Here is a 21786-nt window from a genome sequence, read left to right as displayed (position 1 = left end):
AAAGACACGAGAAATCGTAGGGTGGGCAAAGGCGCTCTTGCGCCGTGCCCACCATCTCTCCACGATCGCGGCGGAGGTGGTGGGCACGCTTCGCTTTGCCCACCCTACGAAGAATCGCGAAAGGCGATGCTAGCTCGCCTCCGCGAGCCTCACCGTCTCGCTGCTGCGATAGATCGCGAGGTCGCGCGAGCCGACGAAGATCGCGCGCGGCTTCAACCCGTAGAAGCGACGGATCGAATGGCTGAAATGGGTACTGTCGGGATAGCCGATGTCCTGCGCGAGATGAGCGAGGTTGAGGTCCTGGTTGGCGAAGTGCAGCAGGTGCCGCGCACGCTTCCAGGCGCGGAAGGAGCGGAACGAGATCCCGGTCTCTTCCTTGAACAGATGCAGGAAGCGCGAGGCGGAAAGTCCGGCATCCGCCGCACATGTATCCGCCGTCACGGGTTCTCCCGTGAAGCGACCGAGGCGCGCGACCGCGCGCATCACACGGGGGTCGAGCACGCGGCGCGGCAGCGCCTCACCAAAACACATCTCGTCGAATTCGGCGGTGGTGATGTCGCCATAGCGGCGCTGCCGCAGCAGCGCGTAGGCAGCCAGGATCTTGCGGGCATAGACAGCCTTGTCTGGCCCGGTGAGCCGCGCAACCAATGCTTCCGACGCTCCATCCGGCATGCTTTCCGGTTCGAGCGTCACGCTGATCGCCGTGCGGTAGTCGCTGGCGATGGAGTGCCGCTGGTTCGGCAGGGTCACGATCAATTCGCCTGACGTGTGGACGTCGTCGATCGAGAGATGCAGGTTGCCTTTGACCGCCACATAGACGTGGCAGCAGCCGGGTGTCCGCTTGCGCGGGCGGCCGAGCAGGCCGGCATAATACACCCTCTCCGGCGTAATCAGCATCAAATGGTCGGATTCGCGACCGGGATCTTCCATTGGGGTCCTCCTCGCGCGGCTCTCGGGCCGCTGCGGACGGAGGTCACCTTAGCGGAAATTTGGGCGCTGTCACGGCGCGATAGCGCTGTCATAAGGCGCAAAAGGTCGGCGTTCCGGGGACGGATGACGGAACAACTCGGAACCTTACAACAACGTCGTCCTGGACAAGCGCAGCGAAGCGGAGCGCCGATCCAGGACCCATTACCCCAAGGTGGAGTAATGGCGTCGGCTGGCAGCCACGAGTCTTCGCCAAACTACTCCCTGGGGTAATGGGTCCTGGCTTTCGCCAGGACGACCACTTGGCTTAAGCCCTTACCCTTGGCGCCACGTTCTGCTCGATGCCGGCCTTCTGCTCCGCGGCGACCGCGCGCTTGAAGCCGTCGCGCTGCTGCAGGCGCGCCCAATAGGCCGCGACATTTGGCCCAAAGTCCTTGGCGAGTCCGATGTTGTCGGCAAGGCGGAGCGCATAGCCGATCACGATATCGGCGGCGGTGAAGCGGCCGGCGCACAAGGTCTCGCTCTTCCCGGTCGCGGCCTCGACGGCGCGCAGCCGGCCCAAAAACCATTTTGCATAGTCGCCGGCGACCTGCGGATTGCGGCGCTCCTCCGGCTCGAGCTGGGTGTACCGGAGCACCAGCGTCTGCGGGAAGGTCAACGTGGCATCGCTGAAATACATCCAGTTCAGGAACGCGCCGTAGGCGGGATCGCCGGGGTCCACCATCAGCGGCGTCGGCCCGTGCTTGATGCCGAGATAGTGGCAGATGCCGGAGGATTCGGTCATCCGCGCCTCGCCGTCGATCATGAACGGGATGGTCCCGAGCGGATTGAGCGCAAGATAATCCCTGGCGAACACCCGCGGCGGGAACGGCAGCATCTTCAACTCGTATGGCAGCCCCATCTCCTCGAGCATCCAGAGCGGACGGAACGAGCGCGCGGCATCGCAGTGGTAGAGCGTGATCATCAGGAACTTCCTTTGCTGCCGGGCAGCGTACCCATCATCTTGCACAGGACCATCAGCATGACCTCGTCGGCACCGCCGCCGATCGAGGTCAGGCGGCTGTCGCGATAGGCGCGGCTGACCGGCGTCTCGTTGGTAAAGCCCATTCCGCCCCAATATTGCAAGCAGGCGTCGGTGAGCTCGCGGCCGAGCCGCCCTGCCTTCAGCTTGGCCATGGTCGCAAGCTTGGTGACGTCCTCGCCGGCCACCAGCGCCTCAGCGGCGCGATAGATCAGCGCGCGTAACAGCTCGACCTCGGTCTGCATCTCCGCAAGCTTGAAGTGCACCACCTGGTTGTCGAGGATCGACTTCCCGAAGGCCTTGCGGTTGCGGGTGTATTCGATGGTCTCGTTGATGATGTATTCGTGCGCCTTGAGGCAGGCCGCCGCGCCCCACAGACGCTCCTCCTGGAATTGGATCATCTGGTAGGTAAAGCCCTTACCCTCCTCGCCGATCCGGTTGCGCTTGGGCACGCGCACATTGTCGAAGAATATCTGCGCGGTGTCGGAGGAACGCATGCCCAGCTTGTCGAGCTTTCGCGCAACGTTCACGCCCTTGGCCTTCATGGGCACGCAGATCAGCGACTTGTTGCGGTGAACCGGCCCGTCGCCGGTGTTGGCGAGCAGGCAGATCCAGTCGGCCTGGGTGCCGTTGGTGATCCACATCTTGCCGCCGTTGATGACGTAGTCGTCGCCATCGGAGCGCGCCTGGGTCCTGATCGAGGCGACGTCCGAGCCTGCGCCGGGCTCGGAGACGCCGATGCAGGCGACGTAGTCGCCCGCGATCGAGGGACTGAGAAACTCCCGCCGCACCTCGTCGGAACCGAACCTCGCCAACGCCGGCGTCGCCATGTCGGTCTGCACCCCGATCGCCATCGGCACGCCGCCGCAATTGATAGCCCCCAGCTCCTCCGCCATCATCAGCGCATAGGAATAATCGAGGCCCGAGCCGCCGAACTCCACCGGCTTGTTCAAGCCGAGAAAGCCGAGGCTGCCCATCTTCTTGAACAGCTCATGCGCCGGGAAGATGTCGGCCTTCTCCCATTCATCGACATGAGGATTGATCTCGCCCGCGATGAATTTTTGCAAGGAGCGGCGGATGTCGTCGTGGTCGGCGGTGAACAGCATTGTCTCTTTCGAGCTCCATCCTCTTGTCATTCCGGGGCATCGCGCAGCGATGAGCCCGGAATCCATTTCTCCACGGCATCTGCGGCACGATGGATTCCGGGCTCGCTCCGCTTCACTTCGCGCCCCGGAATGACGCCAGGAGACAGAAGCTCACAGCCCCATCTGCCTGCTCGCCAGATCCTTCATGATCTCCTCGGTGCCGCCGCCGATGGCGTTGACCTTGACTTCGCGGTAGATGCGCTCGGCCTTGATGCCGCGCATGAAGCCGGCGCCGCCGAAGATCTGCACGGCTTCCGAGGCGCAGAACGCCATGGTCTGTGTCGCCTGGTTCTTCATCATGCAGATTTCGGCGACCGGACTCTCGCCCTGCTCGAGCCGCCAGGCCAGCAGCTCCAGCATCGCCTGGCTGGCCGCGACCTTCTGCGCCATGTCGACGATCTTGTGACGGATCACCTGGTGCTGCGCTAGCGGCTTGCCGAAGGTCTTGCGTTCCCTGGCGTAGGCAATCGCCTCATCAAGGCAGACCCGCGCGAAGGCGGTACAGCCCGCCGCCATGCCCATGCGCTCGCTGTTGAAGTTCTGCATGATGATCTTGAAGCCCTGCCCCTCCTCGCCGATCAGATTTTCGACCGGCACGCGGCATTCGTCGAAATGCAGCGTCGCGGTGTCGGAGGCCCACCAGCCCATCTTCTTGAGCTTGGTGCGCGACAGGCCGGGCGTATCGCCCTCGATCAGGAGCAGGCTGACACCGCCGGCGCCCTCGCCGCCGGTGCGCACCGCAACGGTCAGATAGTCGGCGCGCATGCCTGAGGTGATGAAGGTCTTCTCGCCGCTCACGACGTAGTGATCGTCGTCGCGTCGCGCCTTGGTGCGCAGATTAGCGACGTCCGAGCCGCCGCCCGGCTCGGTGATCGCGAGCGCGGAGATCTTCTCGCCGGACAGCACCTGCGGCAGCACACGTGCCCTAACCTCTGGGCGCGCCGCGCGTGCGATCGGCGGCGAACCGATGGTGTGGCTCATCAGGCTGGCGCTGATGCCGCCGGCGCCCGCACGCGCCAGCTCCTGGCTCGCCACGATCTTCATGAACTGGTCGGCGGCGATACCGCCATATTCCTCGGGAAATCCCAGCCCCAGCAGCCCGATCCCGGCGGCCTTGCGATAGAGCGCGCGCGGGAATTCGCCAGCCTCGTCCCATTCGTGGGCGAACGGCTCGATCTCCTTTTCGACGAAGCGGCGCATCACGTCGCGGAAGGCATTATGCTCGGCGGTATAGAACGGGCTTGTCATTGCGATTTCGCCTCGCTGATGGCGATTCTTCTCATCCACCATGGCCGGAACATCGGCGCCTCACTTGCGCGGAGTGGCTGGCTTGAGCGAGCCGCCACGATCAGGCCGCGAGCTAGCAACTCAACGCAAGACGATTTTCGTCCCTCGCAGGCCAACTCCGGGTCAAAAAAGACGTCATGCACAAGACTCCGGCTGGCCTCCCAAGGCCATGCCGGCCATGTTGCACGGCAAGCGCGCGCCTCAATGCAGGCGGCATAAGATCGTCGAGGGAGGGACTAGTGGCCGTTCGTTACTACGACTGGATCGCCCATCATGCCCGCCGCACGCCCGGCAAGGTCGCAGTCATCGATCTCGCCAGCGAGCGCCGCATCACCTATTCGCAATTCGACGCGCGCATCTCGCGCCTCGCCTCGTTTCTGCGGGACGCGCTAAAAGTCTCGCGCGGCGACCGCGTCGCGGTGCTGGCGCTGAACACGACCGATACGCTGGAGGTGCAGTTCGCCTGCGGACGGCTCGGCGCCGTGTTCGTGCCGCTCAACACCCGCCTCACCGTTCCCGAGCTTCAGTTCATCACCGGCGATTGCGCGCCGAAGGTAATGATCCATGACGCCGACCTCGCCGAGGCCGCGCTGAGCGTGGCGAAGCTTTGCGGCGTTGCCTCGAGCCTGTTGCTCGGCCCCGGCTGCTCCTACGAGGCCGGCATCGCCGCCGCAAAGCCGCTCGAGGCAATCGAGGAGGTCACGCTCGATGACGTCTCGACGATCATGTACACCTCGGGCACCACCGGCCATCCGAAGGGCGCCACCATCACCCACGGCATGACCTTTTGGAATTGCGTCAATCTCGGCGGCCCCGCCTGCATCGGACCGTCCTCCGTGCTGCTCACCGTGCTGCCGCTGTTTCATACCGGCGGGCTGAATTGCTACACCAATCCGGTGCTGCACGCCGGCGGCACCGTGATGATCATGCGCGCCTTCGACCCCGGCACAGCGCTCGGCCTGATCAACGATCCTGCGCAGGGCATCAATGTGTTCTTCGGCGTGCCCGCGATCTACCAGTTCATGGCGCAGCACCCGGCTTTTGCTGCGACCGATCTCAGCGGGCTGATCGTCGGCGGCGTCGGCGGCGCACCGATGCCGGTGCCGCTGCTGAAAGTCTGGGAAGCCCGCGGAGTCGCGCTCCAGCAGGGCTACGGCATGACCGAGACGTCGCCGGCCGTGCTGGTGCTCGATCGCGAAGATGCGGCGCGGAAGGCCGGCTCGGCCGGCAAACCGGTGCTGCACACGGAGGTGCGCATCGTACGGCCGGACGGCCGCGACGCCGATATCGGCGAACTCGGCGAGCTCTGGGTCAAGGGGCCGAACATCACGCCGGGCTACTGGAACAGGCCCGAGGCAAACAAATCATCCTTCACCGACGGCTGGCTGCACACCGGCGATGCGACGCGCGTCGACGAGGAAGGTTTCTACTACGTCGTCGACCGGTGGAAGGACATGTACATCTCCGGCGGCGAGAACGTCTATCCGGCCGAGGTCGAGAACGTCCTGCACCAGCTCACGGGAATCGCCGAAGCCGCCGTGATCGGCATTCCCGATCCGCAATGGGGCGAGGTGGGCCTCGCCATCGTCGCGGTCAAGCCGGGCGAAAGGCTAAACGAGGCCGACGTCTTCGCGCATTGCGCGGCCAATCTGGCGCGCTTCAAATGTCCGCGCCAGGTTCGTTTCGTCACCGCGCTGCCGCGCAACGCCACCGGCAAGATCCACAAACCGACCTTGCGCAAGGAGTTTTCGGCGGCCTCCGAAGTCGACGAGGCCAAAGTCGCCAACGCCTGACCAAAGCGCCTCCGGCAAGGGAATGGCGGCCAAAGGTCCGCCATTCCCTAGAGCGCAGTGAAGCCCGCGCGGGTCTAGCTGGGCAGAAACAACGCAAAAGATTCGTCGACCGTACGCTGCAGGTGATCCCGGTACAGCTTGTAGTTTGCGTGGTCGGATGCGATCCGGCCCACGGCTGGATCGATAATATTTCGTGCGGGCACGTAGGCGATCGGCGCCGCAATCGGCGTCAGTTGCGAGCCTGGGCCGGCGCGGAGCGTCGAGATGATTCCGTACATCTCGCCGGCGACGGTCGGCCGCGACACCGTGATCACGCGATGCTGGCCGTGCTTGATGATGACGAGATAGATGAAGCCGGACTGGTGAGGCACGGCGACTTCGCCGCTGTGCTCATAGGCGGCATCGGTCCGCTCGCCCTCGCGGAAGACAAGCGAAGGGACCTTCGGCTCCCAGGCGATTTCGGTGCGATAGGCAAAGATCGCGTCCTTGTCGCCGAAGGACGGTCGCAGCGTGATGTAGAGATCCTCGAGCCAGGTCACCGCGCGGTGCGAATAGGATCCGAGACTGTCTGGCGCGACATCGTTTGCGGCCGGAGGCGTCACAACGGCGGGGCTCCTGCGCAGCGACACGCCCAGCGCCTGCTCGAGCCGGACCGTGGTTGCCAGCGTGAACGGCCGGCGTCCGCCAAGCACCTTCTCCAGCGTCGACAGGCTGAGCTTGGCCTGTTCGGCCAGAGCCTGCCGCGAGATGCGGCGTCTGGCGAGCTCCTCGCGGATCGCGCCTGCGACCTCGCGGCTTTGCTCGTCCGAAAGCTGCTTGTCGGAGAGTTTATCCTGCGTCTGCATTGTTACCCTGCTCCAGGGCGATTACTCTAGCAGGACGGACAAGCCAGCACAAAACCGCACATCGCCGCCTTGGCGGCCGCCTGGCCGGGCGAGCCGCGGCGGAACATTGCCGATCATTCTGCTCGCGAAATCTGCCCCTCCCGGCGGATGCTGAGAACCAGCAAACATCTTTCGGGAGCAGGTCAAATGGACACCTACGACGCGGTCGACAACGATGAACACCCTATGCTGGGCCGGCTGATCAAGTTCGGACTGTTCCTTCTCGTGCAGGGCGTTGCCGTGATGCTGGTCGCCTTCGTGGCCCTGCTCGTGAGCTTCGAGCCGGGCTGGTCGGCGACGACGGAGCAGGCGAGCCTGCTGCAGCCCGGCGATGCCCGTTCCGGCACCCTCCTCCTGAAGGAGGACGGCGCCTATACCGAAGCCATCCGCCTCGGCATCGATGTCGACGTCACGGTGTCCGGCCCGACGCTGCGGGCCCGCATCACCCAGGTCTTCCGCAATCCCAGCAACGACTGGGTCGAGGCGACCTATGTCTATCCGCTGGCGACCGACGGCGCGGTCGATACGCTGAAGATGGTCGTCGGCGACCGCGTCATCGTCGGCGACATCAAGGAGCGGCAGCAGGCGCGCGTGATCTACGAGCAGGCGCGCCGCGCCGGACAGAAGGCCGCGCTCACCGAGCAGGAACGGCCCAACATCTTCACCAACTCGGTCGCCAATATCGGTCCTGGCGAGACGGTGCTGGTGCAGATCGAATACCAGGAGCCGGTGCATCAATCCGGCAGCGAATACTCACTGCGGCTGCCGCTGGTGGTCGGACCGCGCTACAATCCCGCCCCGATCGCACAGAGCGTCGACTTCCGGCCCGACGGCTCCGGCTGGGGCACGACCACGACGGACCCGGTGCCGGACCGCGACCGTATCTCGCCGCCCGTGCTCGATCCCGCCAAAAATCCGCCGGTCAATCCGACCAGCATCAGCGTGCGCCTGAAGGCTGGCTTTGCCCTCGGCGAAGTGAAGAGCCATCACCATAACGTCAAGATCGCGAGCCCGGACAGCACGACGCGCGTCGTCACGCTCGCCGACGGGACCGTGCCCGCCGACCGCGATTTCGAGCTGACGTGGAAGCCGGCGGCAGAGAAGGCGCCGTCGGTCGGACTGTTCCGTGAGCATGTCGGCGATGCCGATTACTTGCTCGCCTTCGTCACGCCGCCCACCGAGCAGGCGACGCAGAAGCCGCTGCCCCGCGAGGTGGTGTTCGTGATCGACAATTCCGGCTCGATGGGCGGCACGTCGATCGTTCAGGCCAAGGCGAGCCTGCTTTACGCACTCTCTCGTCTCCAGCCGGCCGACCGCTTCAACGTCATCCGTTTCGACGACACCATGGACGTGCTGTTCCCCGCGTCAGTGCCCGCAGACGCGGCGCATATCGGCGAAGCGACTGCATTCGTAAGCGCCTTGCAGGCGCGCGGCGGTACCGAGATGGTGCCGGCGATGCGAGCGGCGCTGACCGACAAGCTTGGCGAGACCAGCATGGTTCGGCAGGTCGTGTTCCTGACCGACGGCGCGATCGGCAACGAGCAGCAATTGTTCGAAACGATCACCGCGATGCGCGGCCGCTCGCGCGTTTTCATGATCGGCATCGGGTCCGCGCCCAACACCTATCTGATGACGCGCGCGGCCGAACTCGGCCGCGGCGCCTTCACCCATATCGGCTCGGCCGAGCAGGTCGAGGAGCGCATGCGCGGCCTGTTCGCCAAGCTGGAAAATCCGGCCGTGACCGGCCTCACCGCAAAATTCTCGGAGGCCAAGGCCGACGTCACTCCGGCGATCATTCCCGACGTCTATCGCGACGAGCCGCTGGTGCTGGCAGCGAAGCTCGACAAGCTCGCGGGCTCGCTCGAGATCAAGGGGCGCGTCGGCGACCGCCCCTGGTCGGTGACGCTGCCGCTGCAAAATGCCGCCGAGGGCAAGGGCCTGTCAAAGCTCTGGGCGAAGCGCAAAATTGCTGACGCGGAAGTGGCGCGCAGCATGCGCGAGGCGACGCCGGAAGAGACCGACAAGACGATCCTGGCGCTGGCGCTCGAGCATCAGATCGTCACACGACTGACCAGCCTCGTCGCGGTCGACAAGACGCCGAGCCGACCCGAAGGCAAGCCGCTCAAGCTCAGCGAGCTGCCGATCAACCTGCCGGCCGGCTGGGATTTCGAGAAGGTGTTTGGCGAACGGCCGCAACAGGCACCGACGCAACTGCGCGAGCGCCGCGCCGATGCGGGCAGTCAGCCCGCGACCAGGCGGCCGATGCCCGCCGCGCCCGATGCGATCCGTTTGCCCAAGACCGCAACCTCGGCCGAGCTGAAGATGATCGCAGGCCTGATCCTGATCATGCTCTCCCTGGTCCTGTTCGCGTTCAACCGGCGTCAGCCCTTGCTCACTGACGCCGCTTGAGAGGGGAGCCCCCGAACTCCTCTGCTCTGCGCGCGCGGCTGCCCGTCCCACCCCAAATGGCCGCGCGCGCCTTTATGTGTTGTCATTGCGAGCGCAGCGAAGCAATCCGAACTGCTCCCCGGAATGACTCTGGATTGCTTCGCTTCGCTCGCAATGACGAGTGTGGAAACAATGCCCCGCCTCATCTCACCCCTCGTCCTCGTGCTGGTCGGCGTCATCCTGTTCGGCGACGGCGCCTACATCCACGCCAAAGCCTGGCTCGCGCAGGTGCTGCTGGAGCGCGCATTCGACCGGAGCGTTGCGACGGCCCAACCGGCAAAGCCGTGGTCCTGGGCCGACACCTGGCCGGTTGCGCGGATCGAGGTGAAGCGGATCGGCGCCAGCGCGATCGTGCTCGCAGGCACAAGCGGCCAGGCGCTTGCCTTCGGACCCGGCCATATCCATCAAACGGCTGATGCCGGCGAGCGCGGTGTTGCCGTATATGCGGCCCATCGCGACACACATTTCCGTTTCTTGCGGGATGTTGCCATTGGTGACGTAATCGATGTCACACGCAGTGACGGCAAGCACTTTCGCTATCGGGCGGATTCCTCCGCCGTGGTTCGCTTCGATGCCTCGGGCATCGATCCTGCTGCTCAGGATGTCGAACTAGCGCTCACCACTTGCTGGCCGTTCGATGCGGTTACGTCCGGCCCTGAGCGCTATATCCTGCATGCCACCTTGATCGAAAGCGACCGATAGCAGTGCGACCGGCCTCTCGTCGCCGACAACGCGAGCGGTGATCCGAGCGCGTCGATCACCCTGCTTGACGCGTGTTCATTCCATCGCACGGCATACCGACCCGTTGCCACTCCGAAGAACTCGCCCTAGAACGGAATGACGCGCACCAACAAGAACAATATATGAGGTCACGCTATGGAAGCTCGCGTATCTGCTGCGTCCGGTTCTTCGCACCCATGGTCTCCGCCGCGCGACGCCAGCGACATCGTCAAGGCCATCCACGCGATGCTGCACCCGCGCAATATCGTGGTGGTGGGCGCGACCGACAAGCCCGGAAACTATGCCGAGCGTATCTGGAATAATCTGGTCAAATACGGCTTCGAGGGCGGGCTCTATCCGGTCAATGCCAAACGCGAAGCCATCTGGGGCGTCCCCTGCTACAAGGATTTTGGCAGCCTCCCCGAAAAGCCAGATCACGTGCTGGTGCTGGTGCCCGCACGTTTTGCCGTGCAGGTGATCCGCGACGCCGCCGCGGCCGGCGCGCGTTCGGCCACCATCGTCACCTCCGGCTTCAGCGAGCTGCAGGATGAAGAGAGCCAGAAGCTTGCCGCCGAACTGCAACAGGCGGTGCGTGAGACGGGCCTCGCGGTCACCGGCCCGAACTGCCTCGGCAATCTGAGCGCCGGCGAAAAGCTCTTCACCAATATCGACGACCGAATCGTCACCATGGAACAGGGCGCTGTGGCGATCGCGGGGCAGTCCGGCGCCATCGTCATGGCGATCCGCCAGGCGCTCGAGGACCGCGGCGTCGGTGTCGGCTACATGGTGACGACCGGCAACGAAGCCGGACTCGAGACGCCGGACCTGATGCGCTATTTCGCCGAAGACCCGAGCATCAAGGTGATCGTGGTCTATCTCGAAGGCGTGCGCAACACCAAGGCGTTCCGCGACGCCTGCAAGGCTGCGCGCGCGGCCAGCAAGCCGGTGATCGCGCTCAAGCTCGGCTCGTCCGAGGGCGGCCGCGCGGCGGCGATGGCACACACCGGTGCGCTCGCGGGCTCGATCGAGACGTTCGACGCCGTCGCAACCCGCGAGGGCGTGATCCGCGTACGCGGGCTCGACGAGCTGATCGAGACCACCGAATGTTTCGTGCATGCCGCGATGCCCCAGGGCGATCGGCTTGCCGCCGTCACGCTGTCCGGCGGCAAGCGCGGCATGCTGATCGACGCCTTCTACGCAGCTGGCCTGAACTTCGCGCCGCTGAGCCCGCATGTCAGCGGCGAGCTGGCAAAAATGCTCGGGCCAGGCTCGATCGTCGGCAATCCACTCGATGCCGGCTTTGCCGCGGTGGTCGATCCCTCCGTCTACATGAAATCGATCGAGCTGATGATCGATGATCCCGACATCGACATCGTCATCGTCGATTCCGAGCTGCCAAAGGCGCCGCACGAGCTGCGCGAGCGCAATTTGCGCATCGTCAATGAGATGGCGAGCCGGGCCTCGAAACCGGTGATCTATATCAGCGCGATGTCGATCGGCTTCAGCGAATTCACCAAGAGCTTGCGCAAATCGGTGCCGCATCTGGCGGTGATGCAGGGTATGGACCGCGCGGTCACCGCAATCAAATCACTGCTCGACTATGCCAAGCTGCGCAAGGAGGTGCCCGACATCGTCTCAAGTTCGAAGCCTGCCGCGCGCGCCGTGCTGGAGAAGACGCTGAAATCGGCTACCGGCGCCGCACTCGACGAGGTCGCCTCGAAGAAGCTCCTGAAGGCCTATGGCATCCCGGTCTCGAAGGAGGCAATCGTGCAGACGTCGGCGGGCGCCGTGAAGATCGCCAGGCAAATCGGCTTTCCGGTCGTGGCAAAAGTCGTCAGCGCCGAGATCCTGCACAAATCCGATATCGGCGGCGTAGTGTTGAATCTAAGCAGCGCGACGGAGGTCAAGAAAGCGTTTGCCGACATCACTGCGCGGGTGAAGAAACTCGAGGGCAGGCCGAAGCTCGACGGGATCCTGATCGCGCAGCAGGTCAAGGCCGATCTCGAACTCGTGGCCGGCGCGTCCCTCGATGCCGAGATGGGGCCTGTCGTATTGTTTGGCACCGGCGGAATCGACATCGAGCTGATGAAGGACGTAGCGCTCGCCGGCGCGCCGCTGGACGAGGCCGAGGCGCGGCTTTTGATCGGCCGGACCAAGGCCGGCATCAAGATGCGCGGCTATCGCGGCAAGCCGGCGTTGCACGAGACTTCCGCCGTGAAGGCGCTGGTCGGCCTGTCCAACCTGATCGCGGATGCCGGCGACCGGATCGCCTCGATCGACGTCAATCCGTTCCTGATCAACGCCAGGACCGGCGTCGCCGTCGATGCCCTCATCGTCCTGAACAACGCTGCGGCAAAACGTGCCGCCGGGCACTGAGGCACCGCAGGGCGGATTAGCGTAGCGTAATCCGCCAACTTGGCCCCATGCACGCGCCAGGCAGTGGCGGGTTACGTTTCCGCCTTCGCTCTTCGAGCTACGGCGGACAAGTCGTTAACCCGCCCCCGCTAACATTGCGGCCGTTCGGGCACCTTCCAACTTCCCCGCTTTGGCCGTAGAATCGCAGCTGCATGGCACGCGCGAGCAATCTGGTGATCGGGACGGCGACGCTGGCGGCGATCGCCGTGGCGTTCGGTGGCGTGCTTGGCGTGCAGAAATGGCGCACCATCCAGAGCCGGAGCCAGTTGCGCGTCGTGTTCGAAGGCGGCTCCGCCAGCGGCCTGCGCCGCGGCGGGCCGGTCAATTTCGATGGCGTGCCCGCCGGCCAGATCCTGTCGATCAAGCTGGACAATCCGCGCAAGGTCGTGGCGCTGGTGATGCTCGACAACGCAGCGCCAATCCGCAAGGACACCGTCGCCGGTATCGAGTTCCAGGGCCTCACTGGTGTCGCGGCGGTCTCGCTGATCGGCGGCGCGCCCTCCGCGCCGCCAGTGCCACTGGACGCCGACGGCATCCCCGTGCTGACCGCCGATCTCAGCGACGCCGAGTCCATCGTCGACACCCTGCATAGTGTCGACCGCACGATCGTCAGCAACGCGCCCGCGATCAAGGACGGCCTGCATACGTTCGAGGGCTACACCGCCGATCTGAGGAGCAAGGGCGCCGAGATCGACTCCGTCATGGCCAAGGTCGACAGCGCCTTCGCGGGCTTCGACAAGGCGGTGACGAAGATCGAAGGCGTGGTGCCCGGCTTTGTCGACGGCAAGGCCGACGAGCTGTTCGAAAAAATCAGGGAAATGCACGAGCTCGCCGACACCATGAAGAAGAAATCGGCGAATTTCCTCGAGGACGGCCGCAAGACCCTGCTCGACATCAGCGAAGCCGCCAACAAGATGAGCGGGACGCCCTCGCCCGCCGCCATCCCGCGCTCACCGCGCAAGCCCGCGCAGCAGAAACGCTGAGGCCTGCGCGCGTCCAGCTCCTGCGTTGCAAACACTCAGTAGTTGGATGCCGCCGCCTCATTCGGGATGCCGTCGATCGGGCACTCATCGGTGCCCGGGGTCGAGCGGGTCATCGCCTCGACCATGTCCCGCGTGCCCTCGGGATCGGCGATCCAGTTCTTGTAGAAATCATACGGGCAGGCTGCAACGCCGCGCGGACTTTCGCCGGAATTGATCATGCCGGTGTAGCCGCGGTGAACCAGCTTGTAGAGATGGTTCTGCGACTGGCCGTTGCGGCGCGCGTCGCGGATCAGATTTTTCGACAGCTGCGCATACTGGATGCCGTACTCCTCCTCGCCGGTTTCGCCGAGGGTGCGGCCGTCGAAGCCGATGATCGCGGAGTGACCGAAGTAGGAATAGACGCCGTCGAAGCCGGCGGCATTGGCGACGGCGACATAGACGTTGTTGGCCCACGCCATGGCCTTGGAAATCAGAATCTGCTGCTCCTTGGCCGGATACATGTAGCCCTGGCAACGCACGATCAGTTCCGCGCCCTTCATGGCGCAGTCGCGCCAGATCTCCGGAAAATTGCCGTCGTCGCAGATGATCAGGCTGACCTTCATCCCCTTCGGACCGTCGGAGACATAGGTGCAGTTGCCGGGATACCAGCCCTCGATCGGCACCCACGGCATGATCTTGCGGTACTTCTGGACGATCTCGCCCTTGTCGTTCATCAGGATCAGGGTGTTGTAGGGCGCCTTGTGCGGATGCTCCTCGTGGCGCTCGCCGGTCAGCGAGAACACGCCCCACACTTTCGCTCTGCGGCAGGCCTCGGCAAAGATCGCGGTCTCTTCGCCGGGCACCGCCGAGGCCGTCTCGTACATCTCCTTGGAGTCGTACATGATGCCATGGGTGGAGTACTCCGGGAAAATCACAAGGTCCATGCCGGGCAGCCCGAGCTTCATGCCGACGATCATGTCGGCAATCTTGCGGGCGTTGTCGAGCACCTCGGCCTTGGTGTGCAGGCGGGGCATCTTGTAATTCACCACTGCGACGCCGACGGTGTCGTTGCTGCTGGAAATGTCGCCGTGAAGCATCTTGACCGCTCCTGTACTTTATTCGTTTGAGGTTGCCGGCGGGAAGCCGGCCGCATGCGTCAATGGCTGATCATCCAGGGCCGCGCGGTGGGAAAGCCCTTGGCGCCGCTCTTGGACTTGGTCATTAGCCGCGCGGGCTTTTTGTTGTCCGACGTGCCCTTGGACGAATTCTTGCCCGATGAGCAGCAGCCGCAGCCGGGGCCGTGCGACGCCTTGTACTGCGCGAGCGTCTGCGGCGCGTGCGAGCTGCGCTCGTTGACGGCATGCGCCTTGCGCGTCTCGGACGGCATGCAGAAGAAGTTCGGGGCGGTCAGGATGACGCGCGGCGCCATCGTCTCGCAGTGCGGGCAGGCCTGCGGATCGTCGCACTCGGCCATCGGGCGCAGATCCCTAAACGGCCCGCAATCGTCACAGAGATATTCATAGACCGGCATCGCATCATCCCTACGCTGGCGCCTGTTTGAGAGATCCCGCGGCGGATGCGGGGCGGCAGAGACGCGCCGTCCCGTATCCTTGTCGCACAGGGATTACTTGTCCGGCGAGATCGGCATCTGGATATCGCCGGTGATGTGCTTGATCGGTCCAGCCGACGACGGCATCACGTCGAAGTCGAAGATCTCCGTCGGCAGCCACAGCGTGGCGCAGGCATTGGGCACGTCGACTACGCCCGAGATGTGGCCCTGGCACGGCGCGGTGCCGAGGATCGAATAGGCCTGGGCGCCGGAGTAACCGAACTTCTTCAGATACTCGATCGCGTTGAGGCAGGCCTGGCGGTAGGCGATGTGAACGTCGAGATAATGCTGCTTGCCTTGCTCGTCGACCGAGATGCCCTCGAAGATCAGATAGTCCTTGTAGTTCGGCGTGATCGGCGACGGCTTGAAGATCGGATTCTTGATGCCGTATTTCGCCATCCCGTCCTTGATGACCTCGACCTTCAGGTGCAGCCAGCCGGCCATTTCGATCGCGCCGCAGAAGGTGATCTCACCGTCGCCCTGGCTGAAGTGCAAGTCGCCCATCGAAAGGCCCGCGCCGGGCACATAGACCGGGAAGTAGATCTTTGAGCCGCGCGACAGGTCCTTGATGTCGCAATTGCCGCCATGCTCGCGCGGCGGCACGGTGCGCGCGCCTTCCGCGCCGATCTTGTCTTTGACGTCGCCTTTGGCGCGACCGCCATGGGCGGTCGGCGCGAACGGCGGGTTGGCGAGACCGGGCACGCGGGTCGGGTTGGTCGAGATCAGCTCGGCCTCACGCTTGTTCCACATGTCCAGCATCTTCGGATCGGGCAGACAGCCGATCAGGCCGGGATGGATCAGGCCGGCGAAGTTGACGCCCGGGATGTGGCGCGACGAGGTGTAGAGCCCCTTGATGTCCCAGATCGACTTCTGCGCCAGCGGGAAATGCTCGGTGAGAAAGCCGCCGCCGTTCTGCTTGGAAAAGAAGCCGTTGAAGCCCCACAGGCTCTCCTTGAGCGGGCCGACGTCGAGCAGGTCGACCACCAGCAGGTCGCCCGGCTCGGCACCCTTGATGCCGATCGGGCCTGAGAGGAAGTGCACGATCGACAGATCGATGTCGCGGACGTCATCGGCGGAATCGTTGTTCTTGATGAAGCCGCCGGTCCAGTCATAGGTCTCGATGATGAAATCGTCGCCGGGATTGACCCAGGCCACGATCGGAATATCGGGGTGCCAGCGGTTGTGCACCATGTCATTATCGTAAGCCGACTTGGTGAGATCGACCTTGATCAGTGTCTCTGGCATCGAGATGCTCCCCTTTTACACGGTTGGTTAGACGGACAGATATTTCGACACTTGCGCGGCATCGACGTTGTTGCGCGGATCGTCGCGCACGATCTCGCCGTTCTCGATCACCAGCACGCGGTCGGCGATCTCGAGCGCGAAGCTCAGGACCTGCTCGGATACGACGATCGACAACTCACGCTCGTCGCGAATGCGCTTCAAGGTGCGCGCCATGTCCTTGATGATGGAGGGCTGGATGCCCTCGGTCGGCTCGTCCAGCAGCAACACTTTCGGCTTGGTCGCGAGCGCGCGGGCGATCGCGAGCTGCTGCTGCTGGCCGCCGGAAAGATTGCCACCGCGGCGCCCCTTCATCTCCAGCAGCACCGGGAATAATTCGTAGATGTCGCCGGGCACCTCGGTCCCGCCGGAGACGACGAGGCCGGTCTCGATGTTCTCCTTCACCGTCATAGTCGAGAAGATCATGCGGCCCTGCGGCACATAGGCGAGGCCCTTGGCGACCCGCTCGTAGCTGGGCAGGCTGCCGAGCTCGGCACCGTCCATGGTCACCGAGCCGCTTCTAGCCGGCAGGATGCCCATCAGCGATTTCATCAGTGTGGTCTTGCCCATGCCGTTGCGGCCCATGATCGCAACGATCTCGTTGGGCGCGACCTTGACGTTGAGCCCGTGCAGCACCTCGCTCTGGCCGTAGGCGACGTGGAGATCGGAGATTGCCAGCATGATCGGTTCCCGGGTCAGTGTGAGTTCTGGTGAGTTCGTCTTGCGGTGAGCGAGTTCCTTCTCCCCTTGTGGGAGAAGGTGGCGCGGACGAAGTCCGCGACGGATGAGGGGTGTGCATCTGCGGATGCGAAAGGCAGTTGGGCGCGCGGAGAGATACCCCTCACCCGGATCGCTCGCGCGATCCGACCCCTCCCACAAGGGGAGAGGTGCACCGTCAGTGCCGCTGCGGACTCGCCCAACTTCGTCATCCCTCAGTGCCCCAGATAGACTTCGATGACCTTGGGATCGTTCTTTACCTTCTCCATGGTCCCTTCGGAGAGGATCTGGCCCTGGTGCAGCACGGTGACCTTGTGGGCGATGTCCTCGACGAATTTCATGTCGTGCTCGATCACCAGCACCGAGCGGTTCTTGATGATGCGGTTGAGCAGCTCGGCGGTCTTGGCGCGCTCGGACACGCTCATGCCGGCGACGGGTTCATCCAGCATCAGCAGGTCCGGGTCCTGGATCAGCAGCATGCCGATCTCGAGCCACTGCTTCTGGCCGTGGCTGAGCTCGGAGGCGTAGGTATCGAGCTTGTCCTTGAGGAAGATCATCTCGGCGACCTCCTCGACGCGCTGCTTCACAGGCTGGTCGCGCTGGAAGGTCAGCGAGCCGAACACGGTACGGCCGCGCGGGAACGAAATTTCGAGGTTCTCGAACACCGTGAGATCCTCGAACACCGACGGCGTCTGGAACTTGCGCCCGACCCCGGTCTGCACGATCTCGTTCTCCTTCATTTTCGTGAGCTCCTTGCCACGAAACTGGATCGAGCCCGAGGTCGCCTTGGTCTTGCCGCAGATCAGGTCGAGCACTGTGGTCTTGCCGGCCCCGTTGGGGCCGATGATGACGCGGATCTCGTTCTCTTCGACATAGAAGGAGAGATCGTTGACGGCTTTGAAGCCGTCGAACGAAACCGTGAGACCGGACACGGCGAGCAAAAAATCCTTGGGCTGATGACCGACAAGCATGATGATCTCCTCACTCGGCCGGCGCGCCGTCGGCGACGGAATCGTCGGTCCACGCGGCTGGCTTCGGTTTGCGCGCGGCGAACAGACGGTCGATACGGGGCTGGACATAGTCGGCCCAGATGCCGGACAGTCCATTCGGGAAGGCGAGCACGACGGCGATGAACAGCGCGCCGAGGCCGAACAGCCAGAGTTGCGGGAAAGATTCCGACAGGCTGGTCTTTGCGAAATTCACCAGAATGGAGCCCCACACCGCGCCGAAGATCGACATCCGGCCGCCGACCGCGGTGTAGATCACCATCTCGATCGACGGCACGATGCCGACAAAGGACGGCGACATGAACCCGACATTCAGCGCGAACATGGCGCCGCCGATCGCGGCGAAGATCGCGGCCATGCAGAACGCGAAGATCTTGAAGTTGGCGACGCTGTAGCCGGAGAAACGGACGCGGTCCTCCTGCTCGCGCATCGCCACCAGGATGCGGCCGAGCTTGGTCAGGCGAATGAACTGGGCGATGCCGATGCAGGCGAACAGCAGCACCACCTCTACGAAGTACAGGATGACCTTGGCGTGGTCGGGCCGGATGTCCCAACCTTTGAGGGTGCGCAGGTCGGTCATGCCGTTGATGCCGCCGGTATAGCCCTGCTGTCCGACGATAAGGATGGTGAGGATGGCAGCGACGGCCTGGGTAATGATTGCGAAATAGGTGCCGCCGACGCGGCGCTTGAACATCGCGGTGCCGATGATCAGGGCGAACAGACCGGGCACCAGGATGATTGCGAGGATGGTGAAGCTGAGACTGTGAAACGGCTGCCAGAACAACGGCAGCGACGTGATCTGATTCCAGTCCATGAAATCCGGAATGCCGGGCGTCGACTGGATCTTTGTGTTCTCGACGCTGGAGGCTTCCAGCTTGAGAAACATTGCCATGCAGTAGCCGCCAAGGCCGAAGAACACACCCTGCCCCAGGCTCAGAATGCCGCCATACCCCCAGCACAGCACGAGCCCGATCGCGACAAAGGCGTAGGTCAGGTATTTCGCCACCAGATTGAGGCGGAACACATCCAGCGACAGCGGCAGGATCACGAACAACACCGCGGCCAGTACAATGAAGCCAATGAGCTCGGACCGATTGAAGAAGCGTGAGTTGATGACCATCATTTGCCTGCTTCTTGTTATTTGCGGACTTTGAGGGCGAACAGACCCTGCGGCCGCAGCATCAGAATGCCGACGACGGCGAGCAGCGTCAGCACCTTGGCCATCGAACCCGACAGGAAGAATTCGAGCGTCGATTGCGTCTGCGAGATCGAGAACGCGGAGGCGATGGTGCCGAGCAGGCTTGCGGCCCCGCCGAACACGACGACGAGGAAGGTGTCGACAATGTAGAGCTGGCCTGACGTCGGCCCGGTCGAGCCGATCATGGTGAAGGCGCTTCCGGCAACGCCGGCGATGCCGCAACCGAGCCCGAAGGTGTAGCGATCGACCTTCTCGGTGTTGATGCCGACGGCGCCGGCCATGATGCGGTTCTGCACCACCGCGCGCACCTGGCGGCCCCAGCGCGACTTGTACATCACGTAGGCGACACAGACGGTGATCAGGACGGTGAGGCACATCACAAAGACGCCGTTGATCGGCACTTCGATGCTGTCGGTCACGTGCAGCGAGCCGAGCATCCATTGCGGCAGTTCGACGCCGACCTCGCGCGCACCGAACACGGAACGATAGGCCTGCTGCAGAATCAGGCTGAGGCCCCAGGTGGCGAGCAGCGTGTCGAGCGGGCGCTTGTAGAGATGCCGTATCAGCACCCATTCCACCAGCATTCCCAGCGCGCCGGATGCCACGAAGGCCAGTATCATCGCGAGGAAGAAGTAGCCGCTGAACAGGCTCGGCAAATAGGTCTGGAATAAATTCGAGGTCATCCAGGTGACGTAGGCCCCGAGGATCATGAACTCGCCATGGGCCATGTTGATGACACCCATCTGGCCGAAGATGATCGCAAGCCCGAGCGCCATCAGGACGTAGACCGAGAACAGGATCAGTCCTGCAAAACCCTGCATGACGAAGATGGAGCCAAGGTCACCAAGCGAGTAGTCGCCGAACATCGATGTCCTCCGTCGGGGGATAGGGTCCCCGCGTCGCGAGCAGGTTCGCGGCGCGGGGGTCTTGGGCGTGGACTTGCAATCCACGCCAGGGAGCGGCTTTGCCTTGCGGGAAACGGCGCCTGTTACTGGTAACCCTTGTTACTGGTAGCCTTTGGGGAACGGGTCCGGCTCGACCAGATCGGCGGTCTCGTAGATCAGCTCGAACTGCCCATCGAGCTTGGCGCGCCCCACCCGGGTCTTCGACCAGAGGTGATGATTTTCGTGGATGCGCACGTAGCCTTCCGGCGCACCCTTGAACTCGACGCCCGGTGACGCCGTCGCGATCTTGTCGACGTCGAAGGAGCCCGCCTTCTCCACCGTCAACTTCCACAGCCACGGGCCGAGATAGGCAGCCTGGGTGACGTCTCCGATCACGGTCTTCTCGCCCCACAGCTTCTTGAACGCCGGCACGAAGGTCTTGTTGTTCGGATTGTCGAGCGACTGGAAGTACTTCATGCAGGCATAGGCGCCCGCGATATTCTCGCCGCCGATGCCGTCGATTTCGTCTTCGGTGACCGAGATCGTCAGCAGCGCCTGCTTGGAGAGGTCGATGCCGGCGGCCTTGAGCTGCTTGTAGAACGCGACGTTGGAGCCGCCGACGACGTCGGTGAAGATCACATCGGGCTTTGTCAGCTTGATCTTGTTGATGACCGAATTGAACTGGGTGCTGCCGAGCGCGTAGTACTCCTCGCCGACGACCTTGCCCTTGAGCACGTTTTCGACGTGCTTGCGCGCGATCTTGTTCGAGGTGCGCGGCCAGATGTAGTCCGAGCCGATGAAGAAGAACGACTTCGCGCCCTTTTCCTTGGCGATCCAGTTCAGGCCGGCGAGAATCTGCTGGGTCGCCTCCTGGCCGGTGTAGATCACGTTCTTGGACTGCTCGAGGCCTTCGTAGAAGGTCGGGTAGTAGAGCATGCCGTTGTACTGCTCCATGACCGGCAGCACCGCCTTGCGCGAGGCCGAGGTCCAGCAGCCCATGATGGCCGCGACCTTATCGTTGACCAGCAGCTTCTTGGCCTTCTCCGCGAAGGTCGGCCAATCGCTGGCGCCGTCTTCCTGGATAAACTTGATCTTGCGTCCAAGCACGCCGCCCGTGGCGTTGATCTGCTCGATGGCGAGCTTTTCGGCTTCGATCGAGCCGGTTTCGGAGATGGCCATGGTGCCGGTCGCCGAATGCAGGATGCCGACGGTCACCTCGGTGTCGGTGACCGCGAGGCCCGTGGTGTTGACGGCCGAGGTCGCCGGGGCCTGCGCAAAAGAGGCCCGTGGCAGCATCGTGATGGCCGGTACAGCCGCCATTCCCATCAGCAGCTTGCGCCGGAGCGGCGACAATAGGCCCTTGTTTGCTTCGTCTGACATGAGCACCCCACTTTTTGTTCGAGGACACGCGATTGGTGCCGTGAGGATGGCTCGAATTTGTGCACCGCAAGCATACGCAAGATCGCGTATACTGCACCGCAAAATGAC

Annotated in this window: 18 protein-coding genes; 5 read left to right on the top strand and 13 right to left on the bottom strand. The window is 63.8% G+C overall.

Annotation, left to right across the window (positions count from 1 at the left end; all coding sequences use genetic code 11):
* Positions 1 to 129: 129 nt before the first annotated feature.
* From FXV83_RS19845 to FXV83_RS19830, 4 genes are all read right to left on the bottom strand, one after another.
* Positions 130 to 930, bottom strand: coding sequence for a helix-turn-helix domain-containing protein (locus tag FXV83_RS19845; RefSeq protein WP_148741082.1), 801 nt, complete (start codon positions 928 to 930; stop codon positions 130 to 132).
* A 304-nt stretch (positions 931 to 1234) separates the two neighbouring features.
* A complete protein-coding gene (locus FXV83_RS19840; RefSeq protein WP_148741081.1) occupies positions 1235 to 1891 on the bottom strand; it encodes a glutathione S-transferase family protein in 657 nt (218 codons plus the stop codon).
* A complete protein-coding gene (locus FXV83_RS19835; RefSeq protein ID WP_148741080.1) occupies positions 1891 to 3054 on the bottom strand; it encodes an acyl-CoA dehydrogenase family protein in 1164 nt (387 codons plus the stop codon). Before FXV83_RS19835 ends, FXV83_RS19840 begins: the two co-directional genes overlap by 1 nt.
* 150 nt (positions 3055 to 3204) lie before the next feature.
* Positions 3205 to 4341: an acyl-CoA dehydrogenase family protein gene (locus FXV83_RS19830; RefSeq protein ID WP_148741079.1), complete on the bottom strand. Its 1137-nt coding sequence runs from the start codon at positions 4339 to 4341 to the stop codon at positions 3205 to 3207.
* Positions 4342 to 4619: 278 nt separating this feature from the next.
* Here FXV83_RS19830 and FXV83_RS19825 point away from each other — a divergent pair, with 278 nt between their 5' ends.
* Positions 4620 to 6173, top strand: a complete 1554-nt coding sequence (locus FXV83_RS19825) for an acyl-CoA synthetase (RefSeq protein WP_148741078.1) — start codon at positions 4620 to 4622, stop codon at positions 6171 to 6173.
* Positions 6174 to 6247: 74 nt separating this feature from the next.
* Here the strand turns inward: FXV83_RS19825 and FXV83_RS19820 are convergent, their stop codons facing one another.
* Positions 6248 to 7018, bottom strand: coding sequence for a helix-turn-helix domain-containing protein (locus FXV83_RS19820; protein WP_148741077.1), 771 nt, complete (start codon positions 7016 to 7018; stop codon positions 6248 to 6250).
* A 186-nt stretch (positions 7019 to 7204) separates the two neighbouring features.
* Between FXV83_RS19820 and FXV83_RS19815 the strand changes: the two genes are divergently transcribed.
* The 4 genes from FXV83_RS19815 to FXV83_RS19800 all read left to right on the top strand — a co-directional run bounded on the left by FXV83_RS19815 (position 7205) and on the right by FXV83_RS19800 (position 13623).
* Positions 7205 to 9466 (top strand): marine proteobacterial sortase target protein, encoded by a 2262-nt coding sequence (locus tag FXV83_RS19815; protein WP_148741076.1) that lies wholly within the window; start codon positions 7205 to 7207, stop codon positions 9464 to 9466.
* Positions 9467 to 9637: 171 nt separating this feature from the next.
* Positions 9638 to 10207: a class GN sortase gene (locus FXV83_RS19810; RefSeq protein WP_148741075.1), complete on the top strand. Its 570-nt coding sequence runs from the start codon at positions 9638 to 9640 to the stop codon at positions 10205 to 10207.
* A 174-nt stretch (positions 10208 to 10381) separates the two neighbouring features.
* Entirely contained in the window at positions 10382 to 12601 is a 2220-nt protein-coding gene (locus FXV83_RS19805) for an acetate--CoA ligase family protein (protein WP_148741074.1), read from the top strand.
* Between the two features lie 191 nt (positions 12602 to 12792).
* Positions 12793 to 13623 carry an MlaD family protein gene (locus FXV83_RS19800; protein ID WP_148741073.1) on the top strand — a complete coding sequence of 277 codons (831 nt, stop codon included), beginning with the start codon at positions 12793 to 12795 and terminating at the stop codon, positions 13621 to 13623.
* A 35-nt stretch (positions 13624 to 13658) separates the two neighbouring features.
* Here the strand turns inward: FXV83_RS19800 and FXV83_RS19795 are convergent, their stop codons facing one another.
* From FXV83_RS19795 to urtA, 8 genes are all read right to left on the bottom strand, one after another.
* On the bottom strand, positions 13659 to 14699 hold the full coding sequence (locus FXV83_RS19795; RefSeq protein ID WP_148741072.1) for an aliphatic amidase: 1041 nt from the start codon (positions 14697 to 14699) through the stop codon (positions 13659 to 13661).
* Positions 14700 to 14758: 59 nt separating this feature from the next.
* Positions 14759 to 15133 carry an FmdB family zinc ribbon protein gene (locus FXV83_RS19790; protein WP_148741071.1) on the bottom strand — a complete coding sequence of 125 codons (375 nt, stop codon included), beginning with the start codon at positions 15131 to 15133 and terminating at the stop codon, positions 14759 to 14761.
* Positions 15134 to 15226: 93 nt separating this feature from the next.
* Positions 15227 to 16456: a formamidase gene (gene fmdA, locus FXV83_RS19785; RefSeq protein ID WP_148741070.1), complete on the bottom strand. Its 1230-nt coding sequence runs from the start codon at positions 16454 to 16456 to the stop codon at positions 15227 to 15229.
* Between the two features lie 27 nt (positions 16457 to 16483).
* Positions 16484 to 17173, bottom strand: coding sequence for an urea ABC transporter ATP-binding subunit UrtE (urtE, locus tag FXV83_RS19780; RefSeq protein WP_148741069.1), 690 nt, complete (start codon positions 17171 to 17173; stop codon positions 16484 to 16486).
* Positions 17174 to 17424: 251 nt separating this feature from the next.
* A complete protein-coding gene (gene urtD / locus FXV83_RS19775) occupies positions 17425 to 18180 on the bottom strand; it encodes an urea ABC transporter ATP-binding protein UrtD (RefSeq protein WP_148741068.1) in 756 nt (251 codons plus the stop codon).
* 10 nt (positions 18181 to 18190) lie between these two features.
* Positions 18191 to 19336, bottom strand: coding sequence for an urea ABC transporter permease subunit UrtC (gene urtC, locus FXV83_RS19770; RefSeq protein ID WP_148741115.1), 1146 nt, complete (start codon positions 19334 to 19336; stop codon positions 18191 to 18193).
* A gap of 17 nt (positions 19337 to 19353) precedes the next feature.
* Positions 19354 to 20280: an urea ABC transporter permease subunit UrtB gene (gene urtB, locus FXV83_RS19765; protein ID WP_148741067.1), complete on the bottom strand. Its 927-nt coding sequence runs from the start codon at positions 20278 to 20280 to the stop codon at positions 19354 to 19356.
* 138 nt (positions 20281 to 20418) lie between these two features.
* The gene (gene urtA / locus FXV83_RS19760) at positions 20419 to 21678 is read right to left on the bottom strand and encodes an urea ABC transporter substrate-binding protein (RefSeq protein WP_148741066.1); all 1260 of its coding nucleotides are present in this window, start codon (positions 21676 to 21678) and stop codon (positions 20419 to 20421) included.
* Positions 21679 to 21786: the final 108 nt, after the last annotated feature.

The sequence above is a fragment of the Bradyrhizobium hipponense genome, from assembly GCF_008123965.1.
Taxonomy (GTDB): Bacteria; Pseudomonadota; Alphaproteobacteria; order Rhizobiales; family Xanthobacteraceae; genus Bradyrhizobium; species Bradyrhizobium hipponense.
This window is presented reverse-complemented; position numbering and strand designations above follow the sequence as displayed.